We start from the raw sequence: 16,092 nt of genomic DNA, 5'->3' as shown, positions 1-16,092 counted from the left end.
TAGCTGCCAAGGTGCGACGGTCCAGTGAAACGACCCCCGATTTTTCATAAGATTTTTACGTAACGTCAATTGACGTCTGAATAATATTGACAGCGAAAGTCTGGCAGTTATGCGGTATTTGTTGAATTGTAGTTGTGGGAAAGCTGTTCCTGTCACCAAGTCGCAGGCGGGGACATCGGTCAACTGCCCTGCCTGCGGAGCGAGGATCGAAGTTCCGACCATTCGGAGCTTGGCTAAGCTGCCCATGGAAGAATCGCTCAGCGAGTCCAGCGAGGCTCCACGGTTGATTTCATCCAAGTGGAACCTTCCGCTCGGGATCTTCGCGGGCGTTTGTTTTCTAGTCCTCGCCTTTACCTGGGGGTTGGGCGGGCTGTTGGCGCTCGAGCGGTTCAGTTTGCGATCGCAACTAGCGGAACTTGATCAATGGACTGTCGAAAAAGAGCTGGAGTACGGTGACGAAATGGTGGACGCTTATTCCAACGCTGACCTTTGGGACATTTGGGACGAGTACAAAACCATGGGACTCAGTGGCAAAAGTCCACCGGAACACTTTGTCAAGAAAAGCGAGTTCGATGGCAAGAAGCGACGAATGTGGCAAATGTTCGGAATCGGAGCTTGCGCTCTTCTGGGCATTGTCGGCGTGACGCTTTTGGGACGCCGTAAAAAGCAAGCTTAGCGGCCTGTCCGGCAAGAAATTTATTTTTGCACCGTCATCTTCTAAAGACACTTTGGTGAAAGTGTTCGAGCCACAAAGGGCTTTGTTGCTGTAATAGCGTCAGCAGATTTCGCCAGCGGTTTTCCTGCGCGGTCGTCAGTGCGAGGTTTCGGATTTGGGCTCGCTGCCACCAGTGGCCAATCGAAAGGATTGTTTGGATAGCGTCTACTTTGAGCCACCATGCTTCATCCAGCATCGGCCTGATCGAATCGCTTACGTCGGAGATTGAGGCAGCGACGCTTCCCTGTCGAAGCTCCGCCAAATAACTTTCCAGGAAATCGCGCCGCTGCTGGGATGTGGTCATCGAAGAATTCAGAAGCCGCACTAAATCCCAGCCTGGCCAGTCGATACGGGCCGAACCAAAGTCAACAATGCCACTGACGGCATAGCCTTCAAACAGCCAATTGCCTGCATGAAGGTCTCGGGCGATCCAGCAATTAGGCAGTTTGCAGTTAGACATCTCGCGAGCAAATCGTTCCGCTTGTTGAATCATGCCAACTGCCAACAGTGGTCGCATCGCACGGGCGGTTTGGATGCAGAGCTCGCAGTTCGCAAAACGTTCCTCGGTGCTTGCCTGTCCTAGCTTGCTTAATCGTTCCGCTCGTTCCGCCCAGCCGACAGAGGGTCGCCAAAGGCAGTGGGCCTGTAGCGCCAAGCTATGCATGTGAGATAAAGCAGAGCGGATCGACTGCCATTGGGCTGGCGATAGCGAGCCTTCCTCCCCCAGCGGGCTTCCGGGCAGCCAATCGCATAAGCTCCACAGGAGGTTTTCCGCAGGCATCGTAAGCTGCCCGTCTGCCCGGTCCGTCACGACTTGAGGAATGGGGTTGTGATGTTTGGCTGGCAGCGATTGATTGTCAGCAACCAGCCGCCACTGCTGCGGCGCGGGGATCAAGCCAGTTGCGTCGGCGCTCGATCCGAGTTGCCACCGGTAATGGAGTTGCTGCTGGAAAAGCAGCTTGGCCTGCAGTTCCGATTGCCGCTCAAGGGGCCAATTCCAGTTTCGAAGCGCAAAGGTTTGGGAGCCAACTCGAACGCGATGGATGCGAGCCCCGCTCATGCCCTGCATCACTTCCACATCCAGTGTCCAAGTTGTACATCGAGCGCTGGCGAAACGGTTTAAGCGGTCGTGGATAGCTTGTGGTAGCAATTCTTATCCGGCAGCAACAGAGCTGATCTAGCAATCGTTCATTGCGGGCAATGGGCAATGGAAAAGCCAATCGTCATGTTGGCCAGCGTTGGCAAATGAAATGACGTTTGACGGTCGAGCGTCGATTACTGCGGCTGTCGTGCGGGGGGGCGTTTTGGCTTTCGGTTTTGCCAACGGTTCGGCCAGTTCAACGCCCATGATCATCGCCAAAATGAAACAGATGGCAAAGTACGCTAAGTAATGCAACGCGGCTTGGGCAACTTCCAATTCAAAAGTGGCAAGCGAGGCCGTCAGACCGATGCCAAACATGATGACCACATAGATCGCCATTGTGGTCGTATCGATTTCAGCTAGCGACCTGAATCCAAAATAGTAAGCAAGTCCAACGTAGATCAGCCACGTGGCCGCAAAGATCGCAGCGCAGATTGCGGTGCGAATCCAGTACTCCTGGCCGTCATAACCTTCCAAGTCATCATCGCGAAAGAAGGTGTAGCCCAACATGACAATTGGCGGAGCGAGCGCAATAGCTCCCAGTGCCAATAGCAACGTCGAGGGGGGCGAACCTGAAACTCGCACGCCGATCGCGATTGCGAGAATTGCGGTGATGGCCACGCCACACAGAATCCACGTCATTCTGCCAACCTTGAATTCTTCCCGCGTGATGGGCTTGAGGACCGCCACGCCCTTGGAATCCTTGGGACCATCGTTCTCCGGTGCATGGATCACGACCTGCTCTTCGACCGACGGAATTAAAATCTCTTTTTTGCACTTGGGACAAGGCCCTTTCTTGCCTGCGTATTTCTCGCTGACAGCGAATCTTGACATGCAACCGGGGCAGGTAACTTGGATCGGCATTCTTTGTCTGTTTCTCGAAGAGGTCTTAAGGCGGCATGTGACAATCGGTGTGCTTGATTTGCTTGAGGCAACTTTGCACAGATCATAGTTTATTTGTTAAGCTGCAGGCCGACAGCCCCTGAGTCCAGAAGTCGTCGACTTCCGGCTGGCAGTTGGCTGGTCGCTTTTACAAGACTCGCGTTCCTATTCCCCTATTGGCCACACTTTACGATCCCATGTTGCATATTGCGTTGTTTCAGCCAGAGATTCCTCAAAACACGGGAAACATTGGCCGCACTTGTGTTGCTTTAAACGCCAAGCTTTGGTTGATCGAACCGTTGGGGTTTCGCATCGATGCGACAAAGCTCAAGCGAGCAGGCATGGACTATTGGGATGACCTGCAGTGGGAGCAGGTGAGGAATTGGCAAGCGTTGCTGGAGCGAATTACGCCCAGACGCCTCTGGCTCGTGACCAAGTTTGCGAAGCAGTCGGTATACGAGGCCAGCTTTGCAGATGAGGACGTTTTGGTTTTTGGCAGCGAGAGCAGCGGAGTGCCTCCCAGCATTCATGAGTCGCTGCAGCAGACCGCTCTGCGCATTCCGATGTCGGACAATACGCGGTCGCTGAATTTAGCAACGTCAGTGGGAATTGTCGCTTATGAAGCTTACAGGCAATTGACGCGCTAACGCATCAAGCTTGATGAAGGAACGAGGCTGGGGCCTAGGACATTGGCAGCCGGTAAGTTCGGTGGGGGAACCACTGGAGGTAAAGGCCGCGAGATCGAGTCTGCGCTCGACCCCAATTCACCAGACATATTAGCGCTGGCCGTTCTCGCTACGGGAGCCTCACGCTGGCTGGCACCCAGCATGCGAATGTTCGGGCCTTCGGCCAATTGATGAGCGTCATAGGTCTCATCAAGATGAAGCTTCAAGATACGGCGCACTTCCAGGATTGCGCGTGGGGTACGATGGATGTCCTGATGCCGCGATACCACCATCGTGTTGTCGATCGCGTCTTTCGCAATGGCGCTGTCCACCGATACAATTCCATCGGAACCTTTGCTAAAGCGATCGATCAAGTTGCCATCTTCTGGGACAACTCCATAGATATTGTGATAAGTGACCCAAGGGGCCCGGGGAGCTCGAATCATCGCTGGGAAGATAGGATTCTGCGGGCTGAGCGAGTCAATGCTGGTGTCGACCGTCAACAAGTTCGTATCATGGAACAAGCCGGGGTTTTGACGTACCAACGAGTTGCCTAGGTTGGTGATCGACTGAGGCAGTTTGATTAGCTTACGGCTAATCCACCGCGTGGTATCGTTTGCAAAGTCACTTCCTTCGTGTGGCGTGCCAATCGTGATCACGCGTCGAATGGACGGGTTGGGATGGAAGAATAGCACTTCGGCCAACTGTTCGACTTCCTCTTGCGAGCCTCGCAGTTCTTCAAAGGGTTTGTTCCCGATCGCTTCCCAAAAAATATTCTGACTTTCAAGGGTCTGCATCCGCGATACAAGGCCGCCCATGCTGTGGCCGACCAAAACCATGCGATCCAGCATCGGTTCATTGCCATAGGGGTCGATCCTCCTACGCAACTCCTGAAGCTCTTGACGTAACTGAGTCGCTGAGATCCAAAACGGTTGACCGGTCGGGTATTGGTAAAACCAGAACTGGTAGTTACGTCGCAGTTCCGGGAAACTGCGGAGGTCGTTAAACATGGGCATCCAAGTCAGCGGGCTGGACCACAAGCCATGCACCATCAAGACCGGAATACGTTTTGGATCAAACGGCTCAAGCATGTAGATGCCTCGCATCTCTACGGTCTTGGCTGGGTTAAGTAGTCCAACGGTTTCCTTGGTTTGCTCCCGAAATTTTGGATTGTCCAAAAAATACGCCAGCGGTGTGCTCAGATCTGTTTGTAAAGGAACACGCCTGCCAGCTAAAAAGATATCGTTGCTAACCAGTGGGTCGTGCAACTCTAGCACGCAAGGGTAGCGATGTTTCGAGCGATCCATCGCTTGCAAAGTTGGGTTGCTGACTCGCAGCAGTGCCGTGACCGGGAACGATAAACCCTCGGGATAATTCGATTCGGCGGGGTCAGCGCCTTCGTGCTTCTGCCTTACGGCTATCAACGGCACGCCGATCCCGTAGTTCACGTTGGAAGTATCCAGGCCTTCAACCTTCCAGTCACTGCAAAAATCAAGATGATCGAAATCGTCTTCGTGCCAATTGCCGACCGCTGTCACGGGGACTTCATGCGAGCGAGTGCTGGAGGCGATCGTGTAGGTTTTCCCAGGGCGAATACCTTCCTTTCGATTTACCAGTCGCAAGGTCAACTCCAACGCACCGTTGTAAACATCGCAGGCCGAGCGGAATTGCGGGTCATACGGGTTGCGAATCACGTCCAGTTCCGGACTGAACAAGTACATGTAGGCATTGCTGACCGCGATGGAAAGCGTGTCCATGGCCAGGGCTTCATTCTTTTCGCGTTCTGCTCTTACGCCCAAAATGTAAGCTAATTCCGCGACGGCATAGATCTTCTCGGCACCTTTCTCTGCCATCGAAAGCTCCATGAGCTCGTTTAAGCAGTCAAAAGGTTTCTTCTGATAGAGATCTTCGAGGGCGTAATGGCGTAGGAGCGTCCGCGTTCGGTCGCTGACCTGAGGGCCCTTTTTGCCAGCCAAATTGAGTTGGCTAGCTAAAGGGTTGACCGGTATGGTCCGCATGGAGGCGAAATTCGGGGTTGCGCAGCCGTAAGCGGAAAGAATGATTGCTGCGTAAAGGAAACAAGCTGGAAGTTTGGCGCAGCGCAAAGCCGCGGTCCACAGAGAGGAAGGTGTCCTCACTGGCTGGAGCAATCGAAAAAAATAAGTGAAAGCCACTCCATTCACTGCAAACTCTTCCTTCGCAAGATGTGAGAAGCGGACATTACCAGAGAAGCGAAAGGGGCGACAACATCGATTCGGAGGGAAATCCGTCCCAACTATTTAAAAAAAGTTCGAAAATCTTCGGGAATTGGTATGCAAAAAACTTGACTGTGCCCCACTGTTGTCTAGATTTGAGAATCGAAGGAATTGCGTCAATACTTTAGAAACGCCTGCGTTGTCGTATGACGTTGGCCAAAATCATCAAGGAACTTAGGGAAGGCCCTACTTAAGGAAGAGAACATGCTCGTCCTATCACGAAAGAAGAACGAAAGCATCGTCATCAACAACGAGATTAAAATCGTCGTTGTTGAGATTCGCGGCGACAAGGTGCGTCTTGGAGTGGAAGCTCCGCGCGACGTGCCCGTACATCGTCAGGAAGTTTACGATGCGATCATTCGCAGTCAGTCTCATGACGCGGATGACAATCAGTTGAACGTCAACGAATAAGTTGATATCTGCAGTTGACCATCTTCTACTGTAGCGGTACAACACTTGTCCTTCCGGGCTTGCCCAGGAAGAAGCACAAATGGCCCCGTCGTCTAGAGGCCTAGGACATCGCCCTTTCACGGCGGTAACACGGGTTCGACTCCCGTCGGGGTCACTAGGTAGGGTGTCACGACACCCATTATGGCATCAGAGCCCAGCAAATCGCTGGGTTTTTTTGTGCCCTGAGTTCCCTTGCGGGCTTCTGAATGCTTTGTGATGGGGGAACCAAACTCGTTCGCTAGGGTTCTAAGCCAGCACTACGCTAGCCATTGGAATACAGTTTGCAGCAAGTACGCATTGGTCTTCCTTGCGATCTTGTGCGACCCTTTCAAGCGATTCCATGCTGCGGCTGCTCAAAAAACACTCGACGCTGGCAAGTTTAGCCGGGGCCGGTTCTCTCCTGTTTTGCTTCCTAGGGGTCTGTTCGGCGGCCGTTCAAGCGCAAAACGCTGACTCATCGCCAAGCCAGCAGATTGTTTCCCAGTTTGCTGAATTAGTCCGAAATGCCCAAAATCGAGCTCGGCCACTCAACCAACTTCCGCGGCAGCGGTCGCTAGCCTACGAGTTCACCGACGTTCGGCTGGCCACTCTTGAGCAGTATTTGAGATACGCAGGCATTCAATTGCCAGTAAATCTCTCCGGGCGGCTCTCAGGCTGGGTTTGGGCTCAGAACCAAGGCAGTCTTTTCTCCGCATCCGATTACGTCGCTGAATTGGAAGTGCAGTCAGAACTACTGCTGATAGACCAGATCCCTATTCGCAATGCCAAGCTTCGGCTGGGGTACGCCGCTGGGGATTGGATTCTGCATTCGTTGGTCGGTGAGCTATTGCCTGACCCCAACGCAGCCGCGACCGACGTCATTGTCTCGTTCTCCTCCAGCGGCATCTTGCCAGCCAATGAAGATCAGCCCGCTAGCGTGATTGTGACCGGTGAGAACTTACTGCTTTCGCGATTATTAGAACGCTTGGGTTATGAATCATTGGAGTTGTCCGCCACGGGTGAGATGGCATTTCGCATCTTAGTGCCTCGTCGCCATTTGAACGATCTAACCCAATGGAATGGTAGTGGAGCGATCCGATTGGAGGATGTCCGTCATGAGATGATCGATACCTTGCAAGCCGAAGCCATTTTGCAACTGCAAGAGAATCAAGTGCGTTTCGATGGCTCCCGAGTAACCAATCGCGTGGGTGAAACCATTGCGGTCAGCGGAACGATCGAACTCAACGAGCAAGGAGCATTTGACTTCGAAGTCCCGCTGCAAGGAATCGATCCAGCAGCATTCCTGACGCACGAATTGCTGGCCCAAATCAAGTTCGACAACCCGCGTTGGGAAGCGTCCGTGCGTGGTGAGTTGGTGCCCTTTCATTGGACCGCAAACTTTATCAATGCATCACAGCGAATTCAATTGGGGGACACACAACTTTTCAATTCCCAGTTGCAGGGACAAATTGATGAAAGCATGGTCGGTCCACTCCGACTTGACGCAGCAATCGCCAATGGTCGTATTACCGGCTCTTATACGTTGTTGGACTACCCGCTAGATACTGTCCGAACTCAACTCCAGGCAAACTTGGTCGACGTCCGCCTTACCGATTTGATCCCCAACATGCAGGATACTGATTCGATGACAGTTGACTTCAGCGGTGATGTCAATGTGGCTTGGTTAGGTTTGGAGCCGCAATCCCCTGCATCGATCGGAGGGACAATCGCCGGGGATCTCCGTTCATCAGTTATCAGAGGTTATCCTTCGGCGAAACTAGATGCTCGTAAAGAAACAGATAGTTCGTCGGTTCAGGTGCGGGCCGACCTCGCCAATGGTGACTCAAAGGTGTCTGTGGTTGGGCAAGGTGAATGGCTGGCTTGGGACCAAGCCGAATACATCGTGGATTTTGAGGCCCAGCAAGCTGTGGTGAACCTTCGCGATTTGATCGATACAACTCAGTTGCCCGATCCGCTTAGCAGTCGCGTGATCGTCGAGGGGACTGGGCGAGTGAGCGGAAGTTATCCGCAACGTCCGCTGCGAGATGCAACGCTTCAATTAGAGTACCTGCTGGCCCAGTACCGAGGGCAACCTCTGGGCTTGTTCAAGCTGAAAGGGGACATGAACGGGGAACGCGTGGTAGTTGACCAAGCCACGGTGTTTCTTAACGATCGGACCGCTATCGTAGATGGGACGTTTCGCCTCGATGGTGAAGGTGTCCATCAAGCGAATGTCACGGTTTCAGCTTGGCAGCTACAAGATATATCTGCCTTGATAGATACTCCCTTGGTATTGCAGCAAGTCGATGGAACGGTTGCTGCGCAGTTGGCTGTGAGCAAAGACGCTGCAGAGCTATCTTCCCCGTGGCTTGCGGACGGTAGTCTTGCAGTGACCGACCTTTCCTGGAATGGAGCAAGTGTTGGGAACGTAAATGTCAACATCCAGTCAAACGCACAGCGCGTGCGTGCGAAAATCGATGGCGAAGTATGGGGGGGGCAAGCAGACGGTGTCTTGCGTTGGGAGAATTCGGATCGGGAGGCAGATTATCCGTTGCTTGGTAAAATTGACATCCGTGCCGTAGCAGTTAATCAATTAGTCAATTTGTGGCAAGACGCGGGCGCTTCATCGCAGTTTGCCGGCCTAGCGAATGGAACGGTCGAGTTTGGTCTCAACGCGCAGCAGGAAATCAAAGGGAACGTCACGCTGGACGTGGAACGGTTAGGTTATCAGTCAGTCCTATTTACCAATCGCGTTACGTTACGCAGTACATTCAACCATCAACGGTTGTTGATCGAAGAGTTTGATTTCCCTTTTGGCAATGGCTCGATTCGTGGCAGTGGGGTGGCGAATATTAGCCCGTTATTTGGTGTCCGCTCTAACTTGGTGTTTCGTAATGTCGATCTCGCTCAAATAGTAACGCTTGTGGATGCCGATCTAGCCCCAAGCTATCGCGGAATCATTTCGGGGCGTTTATCGCCTCGCGTCGATCAAGTCGGTATGGAGATTTCAGGTTCAGTCGATGGACGGGCTTTGCAAATTCTAACCCTGCCAGTAGAAGAATCGCGAGCAACGCTAGCCAGCAGGATTCGCTTCGATAACGGAAATGTTCTATTGCATTTGAGCAACATCCGAGGTCGTTCTATGGGAGGACAATTGAGTGGAGAAGCGAGCTTGCACGCTCAACGAACGCTGGGCTTCGAAAGTAACTTAATTGTAAAGCGTGGAGACCTTGAGCGGTTTACTGCTTGGAGTAACACCGGCAGTTACGTGGGGCATGGAGTGTTCGATGCCAAGGTCAATTTAGCCGCGAGATCTTATCGTTCCATTAACGATCTCTCGGGCACTTTGGCGGTCGAGTTTGGTCAGACCGACGCGCGTTCGGTACCATTAATGAATCCCATTGCGCGGGCAACTCCGACGTTGGGATTACCACGGACACAGTTTGACGAGGGCAGTCTGGATGCGATCATCAATAACGGTCAACTTCGCATCCAGCGTTCCTTGCTCTACAACCCAACCCTTTGGATGTCGACGGCGGGAACAGTCGGGTTAGCCAACAATAGCCTCAATCTCGAAGTGACCGTATTTACCGGGGCCATGGGAGATTCGCCATTGATCGATGCGGCGCTTCGCAATTTGACCTTGATTCCAGATCCGACAGTTCAGGCTATCACGGCGTTTACGCAAGCGGTATCCAATCGCACTGTCTTCCTCAATGTAAATGGAACTGCCAATGCGCCGATCGTCCGTTTGCAGACTGGACGGACGGTCGCTCGGTATGTGGCGGAGTCCTTTGTGCGTCAATTTGCTCGCAATACAATCTTGCCTGCTGCCGGCGCAGCGGCTTCAACCAGCAACTAATGCTTGCATCGGCGTGTTAGTCTGTGCGGCTTGTGCGGCTTGCGCCTTGTGTGTTGCCGAAAGCAGTTGGAGCATGCCTGCAACCCATGGGAGTTTTGGCGATCAGATCTCGATATGGGTTCTAGAGCGGTTGCGTTTGCCATTCCCCTTTTCGAATCCAGCGCGCAGCATTCATTCATTGTCACAAACACCAAGGATGGCTGTTCAATGACATCGTTATCACTGTGTACTCGATTGGCATTTCTTTTGAGTGCGCTCGCTGCTTTAGGGTGTAGTTCTACGGGAGGTTTAGGACTTTGGAGTCCCACGTTTCCGCTGTTGCCGCAAGCGAAAGAGTATGCCGCTGCAGCCAGACTACCCAGTGAGTTGCCCATTGAAGGGTGTAAGACGGTCCTGCCTAACTATTTCGTTGAGCCAGGCGATGCGTTGCTTATTGAGCCCGTCGACTTTGCAGCGCAGATTTCTTTGCCAGCGGATCAGCGCGTTGCGATCGATGGAACGGTAGATCTGGGCGAGTTTGGACGAGTCATCGTAGCTGGTCTGACGGTCGAGCAAATTGAATCATTGATTACCCAGCGGCTGTACGAAGTATTGGATCAACGCCATGCGATTAACGTTCGCCTGTTAGAACCCAATGCGGCCGTTGTCTATGTGCTTGGGGCCGTGAGCAGCCCGGGCAGCTATCAACTGGTCGGCAACGAAACAGTGCTGGATGCTATTTTGCGAGCTGGTGGTTTGACCAGCAACGCATCCCCATGCGATATCGTGCTCAACCGACCAACGCCGCCTTGCGATTGTCGAGTCGTTTTGCCAATCTGTTATCGTCAGATCACACAGATGGGCGATACGATGACCAACTATCAACTGCAACCGGGTGACCGTATCTATGTTGGTTCACGCTCACTGAAAGAAGAGCTCATGTTCTGGAAGCAGAACCAGGCTTGTGAGCGATGCTGCAACTCCCGATGTGCGGCCAGCAGCCCCAAAGTTGCTGACTACCGCAACCCGATCTGTTTGCTGCCACCGATGCCGCCACTACCCTTCATTAAAGGGAAAGCTGATAATTCCTTGAACACGCCAGGGGTAGAAAGCATTGAAGAGGCTGCGCCTAGTAACCGCTCCTTCGAATTGGAGAAACTTCCACTCGATAAGCTCGATGACTAGAGTATTAACGTTGGTATTAACGTTGAATGACTAAGGGCTAGACAGCTAGACGAGGATTAGGCTTAGCTTCCGCATTATCAAAGGTTCGGCACTAACTTTGCTCAACACGTAAGTAGCGGTTAAACACACTACTTCATGAGTTGAGGGTTAATGATGATGATAATGCGATACATTCAGTGCTCCTTGGTCGGAGCAGTCCTGTTGATTCTAAGTGGACTTCAGAATCTGCATGGCCAAACGACTCCCAGGATAGCGGCCGAAGAACTTCCGCAACCACTTGCGATACTCAAACGCGGGCCGGTGCACGAAGCGTTCGGGTCACTCACAAGCAGGACCGATTCTGAAACGTTGGCGATCTCGGTACAAATACCTGCACCGATCCACGAGCCTATGCCCGACGTCAGTGAGGATCTGAGTCGAGAGGCGGTGTGGCTGCCAGGATACTGGGCCTTTGAACCAGCTACAGAGCAGTTTATGTGGGTCGCCGGTGTGTGGCGAAAGGCTCCTCCGGAACATGTCTGGATTCCAGGCCAGTGGGCAGAGTTGGATGGTGCCAGCGTCTGGTTAAATGGCTATTGGTCTTCAAAGCCAAAAGAAAACCTACAAGCGGAGTATCTTGCTAAACTCCCGGAACCACGATACGAGCGCGAGGCTACCAGCACGCAATTGGGAGCGGACCGCTTTTGGGTGCGGGGACATTGGCAGGATCAGGCGGGCGAATTGAAGTGGAAGCCCGGCTACACCGCACAAAAGCGAGCAGGCTGGAGTTGGAATGACGCCTGTTATGTTCGTACCGCGAAAGGCTATACGTACGTCAGTGGTTATTGGGACTATGAGTTGTGGGATCGTGGACAAGCCTATGCCGCGATCATAAGGACTGCCGCAGGGCTTGATGAACCTTTGGCGAGACCAGCATCACCTGCCGTCGCAACTGGGCAGGCATTCGATAAAGTTTCATTAGTTGCATTGCCTTCCTATACACTAACCGAAACCTCGCAAGGCGAGGTGATGTACGACATTGATGCAGTTAGCGAACAAGTCGTAGTAGCGAGAAACCTGAAAGCAGCCATGCCAGAACCGCCTGCGCAACTTCCTTTGTCCGTGGATGGCGATGCAACGGTGGACGTGGTGGGAATCGTGCGGCGAGGGGATTTGACCCCTGAGAACATTGAGGTTGAAATACTTGGCAGTGGCTTGCGGAACGCCACGACAGACAAAGACGGTCAATTCATTATTAGGCAAGTTCCAGTCGGCCGGTACTATATTCGCGCAAGTGGGCCTGTCCAAAACTACACTCGAACAGCGATAGCAGTAGTTGATATCGATCAGCCCAGCACTATCGTTGAATTAGAGCTACGTTAATCCGGAAGCTGTCGAACAGCAGTTGCCGAAAAGGGATAGCCCCCTTTTCGGGGGGCTCCAGGAACGTGCTTCAAATGCCGTCTGACCGTCTCTCCCGCGAGGCAAGAACCCAATGAAAATCAACTTCGCCTTCAGCGGGTCACATGCCCGTCGAAAACAAGTTCTAAGCTCCGTCTGCTTATGAAAACAGCCAGTATGCGATGAGCATTGCGACAACCGCGATGGCTAGTATGACCGGATAGGAAGCGAAGACGAGGGCCGCAGGCGCGGTGGGATGCGTTTCTCCCATGGGTTGGTCTTGGCCCGTTAATGCATCCGAAATGGAGTCACCATTTGGGGGATCATTCTTCTTGTTCTGGTTCGTAACATGATGTGCTGGATACTCGCTGGAAGCCATATTCATTTTCCTTAAGCAGAGAGAAGTACTTATCGCGAATTCAAATCAAAGTAGAAGAATCGCTCTAGAAACAAGGAAGCATATGAGATACCAATCGGGCAATAAAAAAACTGCTTGTGTGTATAACGCACAAGCAGTTTTTGGTTGGATAGGATTGTTGTTGCCGACAGGCGACTTACCAAGGCTTGATCTTCCACCCAATCAAGAAGCCCAATGTGAAAATGCCACAAGCAATAGCCTTCGGCTGCCGCTTGCTATAGGTTACTACGGCGGACGTGACTTCATCGAGTAAATTCTCAAAATCTGAGCCCGACGTCATTTGATTTCGCTCAGAAGAACTGGAGCGAGCTGGTGTTGTCGACTGCGACTTATTGGAATCGTTCTTCATTGATGTAGTGGACATGAAAAATCTCCGTGAAATTAAGTATGAGTAGGTTGATAGGTTTCGTTGGTTTCGTTTATGTAGTCTGATGGTTCCGGCCCTGACACCATTTGTCGTAACCAGCGGACGTTCTTTTCCAGTTCGCGTTGGCTGCGCCGGAAAGCGCGGCTTGCACGCATGGCAATATAGGCTCCTAGGCCAGCCAGCAATAAAGCGCTGACGACAAACACGCCTCCGACAATCCACTGGGCGGCGGTCAGAGAAAGGTCTGTTGTTGCAACCAGTGTGCCCGCCATTGCGAATCCAAGTACAGGCAGGCCCGCTAGCAAGAGCCCGACTGCTATGGGCAACATCCATGCGACATGCATAGCACGCCGCCCAAAGGTAGACCAGTCACATCGAATTAACCGCAACTGCAGTTCTGCCAGTTCAAATGCATTGTCGAAGAGCAACGAGGCGCTCGACGATACATCGTGCATTGGAGAAGATGAAGCGGACGAGCCAAAACGCGATTTGCTCATCGAAGTCTCCTTATCAATATTGCGACGACTGCGCCCAGCCCGAGCCCGGAAAGGATCGCTGCTTTAGGATGTTTTCGAATCTCATCCTCAAGCTGCTGGACTATGGGATTGAGCGCAGGAATCACGGCTTTGAAGTCAGGCAACATGCCTGACGATTTCGAAGTCGGTTTCTTGTGAGCTAGGACGGGTTCTGGCGCATGCCGAAACCCATTAGCAACCTCTTTTTGGGTCGACATTATGAATCCTTATGGGTCAATCGATGAATGTAGTTGTCGATGTAGCCCTTTGCGTAGTGCCTGATCAAATTGGTTGCAACGGAACCTGCAAATGCCGCAACTCCGGCAGTTGCAGTCGCTTTGGTAACTTGTTCTTGATGCTCAGTGTTAGCCCTAGGTACTTGCACGGCTGATTTCTGGCGACTGCCAAGAAGCTTAGTCGTTGTCCAGTAACCAACAATGATTGATACCACAGTCGCTTGGAGAGGGTATGCTTTCACATGTTCCTTCCAGTCGCTGACACGATCAACCCCTTGCCGCAAGTGGTAGGCATTCGCATGCCCGCGTCTGCGTACCTCTTGCATACGTTGGGCTAGCTGCTCTTCAGATTCCGCAGGAGCAATCATGGTCTTACCAGCGGCGTCGCGAAGAGGAGGATGACATCGACAGTGCTGCCAAAAGTCCAGCGGCCAAGCCTATGCCGAAGGCTGTGAGGACAGACTCAAGCGGTCGACGTTGAACCGTGTCTTTGGTGTAATCCATGCCGTCAGACAGAGCAGCAGAAGCTCGATCGTATTGATGATGGAGCTCATCCGAAGCACGCGACGCGTAGTCGCTGGCTTGGTCGTAGATCCGGTTTGCATAATCGGATGCATTGTCATTTGCATCTCGAATGAATGCTTCAATCTTCTCTTTTGCTTCACCAGTTTTGCGTTGGATGGTCCCAACCAAGGCCTGAATGTTTCCATTGGCCGCGGTGATATCGTCGTTCGTAATTTGTCCGTATTTCTCGCGGACGGCACCCGACAATTGGTTCCATGCACCTTTTGCTTGCTGTGTATTCATTGAACTACCTCCAGTATTGATTGAAAATCGCTCACCAAATTGGTCGCGTCTTAAGAGTGACTGATTCGCAAAAGCCATGCCGCCCAGAAATGGAGTGAGGAAATGGCGGTCTTACGCTCACGCAGCCGTGGGCGGAGTGTACCGCTATGTACACAAAGGGCATTGGCGGACCGGCTTACAGTGCAAGCGTCTGCTCAGTCGCTTGAATTTTTGTTTTCAAGTTGGCCTGCGGAATGCTTCGGAAAAAATTAGTTCCTTGTCAATGGAGTGGGATGAAATGCCAATAAATTGTTTGTTGATTGCTCGAAGCTCAGAAGATGTGAAGCCAGCGTTGCTGCATGCAATTGAAGCTATTGGATGCAAGCTGACTTTGTTCAGCGACTTAGGTGGCGATGGGTTTTCGCCAATCCTTAAGCTAATCGAGCTGCTAAACAGCGAGCATGTTGATTGGATTATTGTGGCGGGAGGCGATGGAACATTGAGCATGACAGTCAACGTCTTGCAAACGTTGGGTCGTCGAACACCCATTTTTCTGATCCCCAGTGGGACTGCCAACGACTTCTCTCGGACGCTAATCGAGTTAGCTGAAGCAAAGCATGGAATTGGCCAACAGATCGATGTTCTGCCAAATTGGATAATGAGTGATATTGCCGTAGTTCAGCGAGATGATCAGTTTGTGCGTCAGTACTTTATCAACATGATGGTGATCGGCTGTGGCGCTGAAAACTCGCGCACCTTATCTACCGAGCTAAAACGGATGGTCGGGTCGGCCGCCTACTTGAAGCAACTTTATCACTCGTTGACAACTGCTGGCAGTTTCAGTGCGGAGGTGAGTGCTGATGGCGTGGAAACCTCCAAGTTCGATTGTTCGGCCATTTTCATCGCCAATGGGCGAACCTGCGGAGGTGGCTACTCGGTTGTCCCACTTGCGGATCCTACAGACGGGTACTTGGATGTCGTGATTGTGAAAGAGGTATCGATTTGGGAAAAGCTTAAGTTAGCGACAAGCTTCGTCTCGGAGCACCATTTGTCAAACGAATACGTACAGTATATTCGCGCGAAGCAAGTGCGGCTTGAGTTTCAAAGCGAACAGACCTTAACGCTGGACGGTGAATGCACAGAAGCGACCAGTGTGGCAGTTAGTGTGGCGCCAAATAGCCAGCCATTGATTTTGTCCAATGCGGATGAATTCTATAACGTTGGCCAAGCATTCGCGTGCAGCAGGTGATTCCAAGATTTGAGATTTCGGTTCGAAT

16 protein-coding genes and 1 tRNA gene are annotated in these 16,092 nt (G+C 52.3%); 8 read left to right on the top strand and 9 right to left on the bottom strand.

Annotation, left to right across the window (positions count from 1 at the left end; translation table 11 throughout):
- Positions 1-121: 121 nt before the first annotated feature.
- Positions 122-676 carry a hypothetical protein gene (locus tag SH302x_RS25815; protein WP_479365905.1) on the top strand — a complete coding sequence of 185 codons (555 nt, stop codon included), beginning with the start codon at positions 122-124 and terminating at the stop codon, positions 674-676.
- A gap of 34 nt (positions 677-710) precedes the next feature.
- Here SH302x_RS25815 and SH302x_RS25810 read toward each other — a convergent pair whose 3' ends face one another.
- Both SH302x_RS25810 and SH302x_RS25805 read right to left on the bottom strand, forming a co-directional pair.
- Positions 711-1,865 (bottom strand): phosphotransferase, encoded by a 1,155-nt coding sequence (locus tag SH302x_RS25810; protein WP_479365904.1) that lies wholly within the window; start codon positions 1,863-1,865, stop codon positions 711-713.
- Positions 1,866-1,892: 27 nt separating this feature from the next.
- Positions 1,893-2,720 carry a hypothetical protein gene (locus SH302x_RS25805; RefSeq protein WP_479365902.1) on the bottom strand — a complete coding sequence of 276 codons (828 nt, stop codon included), beginning with the start codon at positions 2,718-2,720 and terminating at the stop codon, positions 1,893-1,895.
- Between the two features lie 215 nt (positions 2,721-2,935).
- Here SH302x_RS25805 and SH302x_RS25800 point away from each other — a divergent pair, with 215 nt between their 5' ends.
- Complete coding sequence (locus SH302x_RS25800; RefSeq protein ID WP_479365901.1) at positions 2,936-3,385, top strand: tRNA (cytidine(34)-2'-O)-methyltransferase; 450 nt, start codon at positions 2,936-2,938, stop codon at positions 3,383-3,385.
- On the opposite strand, the gene SH302x_RS25795 is transcribed toward SH302x_RS25800, so the two are convergent.
- Positions 3,382-5,421, bottom strand: coding sequence for an esterase/lipase family protein (locus SH302x_RS25795; protein WP_479365899.1), 2,040 nt, complete (start codon positions 5,419-5,421; stop codon positions 3,382-3,384). The genes SH302x_RS25800 and SH302x_RS25795 overlap by 4 nt on opposite strands.
- Before the next feature lie 441 nt (positions 5,422-5,862).
- On the opposite strand from SH302x_RS25795, the gene csrA reads away from it, so the two are divergent.
- From csrA to SH302x_RS25770, 5 genes are all read left to right on the top strand, one after another.
- Complete coding sequence (gene csrA, locus SH302x_RS25790; RefSeq protein WP_479365897.1) at positions 5,863-6,069, top strand: carbon storage regulator CsrA; 207 nt, start codon at positions 5,863-5,865, stop codon at positions 6,067-6,069.
- Between the two features lie 81 nt (positions 6,070-6,150).
- Positions 6,151-6,223, top strand: a tRNA-Glu gene (locus tag SH302x_RS25785).
- Positions 6,224-6,448: 225 nt separating this feature from the next.
- On the top strand, positions 6,449-9,949 hold the full coding sequence (locus tag SH302x_RS25780; protein ID WP_479365895.1) for an AsmA family protein: 3,501 nt from the start codon (positions 6,449-6,451) through the stop codon (positions 9,947-9,949).
- Between the two features lie 207 nt (positions 9,950-10,156).
- Positions 10,157-11,113, top strand: a complete 957-nt coding sequence (locus SH302x_RS25775) for a polysaccharide biosynthesis/export family protein (RefSeq protein ID WP_479365893.1) — start codon at positions 10,157-10,159, stop codon at positions 11,111-11,113.
- A 150-nt stretch (positions 11,114-11,263) separates the two neighbouring features.
- Positions 11,264-12,475, top strand: a complete 1,212-nt coding sequence (locus SH302x_RS25770) for a carboxypeptidase-like regulatory domain-containing protein (RefSeq protein ID WP_479365891.1) — start codon at positions 11,264-11,266, stop codon at positions 12,473-12,475.
- Between the two features lie 178 nt (positions 12,476-12,653).
- On the opposite strand, the gene SH302x_RS25765 is transcribed toward SH302x_RS25770, so the two are convergent.
- The 6 genes from SH302x_RS25765 to SH302x_RS25740 form a co-directional block, all read right to left on the bottom strand.
- The gene (locus tag SH302x_RS25765) at positions 12,654-12,872 is read right to left on the bottom strand and encodes a hypothetical protein (RefSeq protein WP_479365889.1); all 219 of its coding nucleotides are present in this window, start codon (positions 12,870-12,872) and stop codon (positions 12,654-12,656) included.
- A 175-nt stretch (positions 12,873-13,047) separates the two neighbouring features.
- Complete coding sequence (locus tag SH302x_RS25760) at positions 13,048-13,275, bottom strand: hypothetical protein (protein ID WP_479365887.1); 228 nt, start codon at positions 13,273-13,275, stop codon at positions 13,048-13,050.
- A gap of 17 nt (positions 13,276-13,292) precedes the next feature.
- On the bottom strand, positions 13,293-13,775 hold the full coding sequence (locus tag SH302x_RS25755) for a phage holin family protein (protein ID WP_479365886.1): 483 nt from the start codon (positions 13,773-13,775) through the stop codon (positions 13,293-13,295).
- Positions 13,772-14,011: a hypothetical protein gene (locus SH302x_RS25750; RefSeq protein ID WP_479365884.1), complete on the bottom strand. Its 240-nt coding sequence runs from the start codon at positions 14,009-14,011 to the stop codon at positions 13,772-13,774. Before SH302x_RS25750 ends, SH302x_RS25755 begins: the two co-directional genes overlap by 4 nt.
- On the bottom strand, positions 14,011-14,397 hold the full coding sequence (locus SH302x_RS25745) for a hypothetical protein (protein WP_479365882.1): 387 nt from the start codon (positions 14,395-14,397) through the stop codon (positions 14,011-14,013). The genes SH302x_RS25750 and SH302x_RS25745 overlap by 1 nt, the downstream gene beginning before the upstream one ends.
- Before the next feature lie 4 nt (positions 14,398-14,401).
- Positions 14,402-14,836, bottom strand: coding sequence for a CsbD family protein (locus tag SH302x_RS25740; protein WP_479365880.1), 435 nt, complete (start codon positions 14,834-14,836; stop codon positions 14,402-14,404).
- Positions 14,837-15,113: 277 nt separating this feature from the next.
- On the opposite strand from SH302x_RS25740, the gene SH302x_RS25735 reads away from it, so the two are divergent.
- On the top strand, positions 15,114-16,064 hold the full coding sequence (locus SH302x_RS25735; RefSeq protein WP_479365879.1) for a diacylglycerol/lipid kinase family protein: 951 nt from the start codon (positions 15,114-15,116) through the stop codon (positions 16,062-16,064).
- Positions 16,065-16,092 lie beyond the last annotated feature (28 nt).

It is taken from the genome of Njordella calcicola (assembly GCF_056494125.1).
Note: the sequence above shows the minus strand (reverse complement) of the source record. Positions and strands in the feature narration are given on the sequence as shown.

What these genes read in the sequence shown, in the direction of transcription:
- SH302x_RS25805 (WP_479365902.1), bottom strand. Translation starts at nt 2,720, where the DNA reads ATGCCGATCCAAGTTACCTGCCCCGGTTGCATGTCAAGATTCGCTGTC.
- SH302x_RS25800 (WP_479365901.1), top strand. Translation starts at nt 2,936, where the DNA reads ATGTTGCATATTGCGTTGTTTCAGCCAGAGATTCCTCAAAACACGGGA.
- SH302x_RS25795 (WP_479365899.1), bottom strand. Translation starts at nt 5,421, where the DNA reads ATGCGGACCATACCGGTCAACCCTTTAGCTAGCCAACTCAATTTGGCT.
- csrA (WP_479365897.1), top strand. Translation starts at nt 5,863, where the DNA reads ATGCTCGTCCTATCACGAAAGAAGAACGAAAGCATCGTCATCAACAAC.
- SH302x_RS25780 (WP_479365895.1), top strand. Translation starts at nt 6,449, where the DNA reads ATGCTGCGGCTGCTCAAAAAACACTCGACGCTGGCAAGTTTAGCCGGG.
- SH302x_RS25775 (WP_479365893.1), top strand. Translation starts at nt 10,157, where the DNA reads ATGACATCGTTATCACTGTGTACTCGATTGGCATTTCTTTTGAGTGCG.
- SH302x_RS25770 (WP_479365891.1), top strand. Translation starts at nt 11,264, where the DNA reads ATGATGATGATAATGCGATACATTCAGTGCTCCTTGGTCGGAGCAGTC.
- SH302x_RS25765 (WP_479365889.1), bottom strand. Translation starts at nt 12,872, where the DNA reads ATGGCTTCCAGCGAGTATCCAGCACATCATGTTACGAACCAGAACAAG.
- SH302x_RS25760 (WP_479365887.1), bottom strand. Translation starts at nt 13,275, where the DNA reads ATGTCCACTACATCAATGAAGAACGATTCCAATAAGTCGCAGTCGACA.
- SH302x_RS25755 (WP_479365886.1), bottom strand. Translation starts at nt 13,775, where the DNA reads ATGAGCAAATCGCGTTTTGGCTCGTCCGCTTCATCTTCTCCAATGCAC.
- SH302x_RS25750 (WP_479365884.1), bottom strand. Translation starts at nt 14,011, where the DNA reads ATGTCGACCCAAAAAGAGGTTGCTAATGGGTTTCGGCATGCGCCAGAA.
- SH302x_RS25745 (WP_479365882.1), bottom strand. Translation starts at nt 14,397, where the DNA reads ATGATTGCTCCTGCGGAATCTGAAGAGCAGCTAGCCCAACGTATGCAA.
- SH302x_RS25740 (WP_479365880.1), bottom strand. Translation starts at nt 14,836, where the DNA reads ATGAATACACAGCAAGCAAAAGGTGCATGGAACCAATTGTCGGGTGCC.
- SH302x_RS25735 (WP_479365879.1), top strand. Translation starts at nt 15,114, where the DNA reads ATGCCAATAAATTGTTTGTTGATTGCTCGAAGCTCAGAAGATGTGAAG.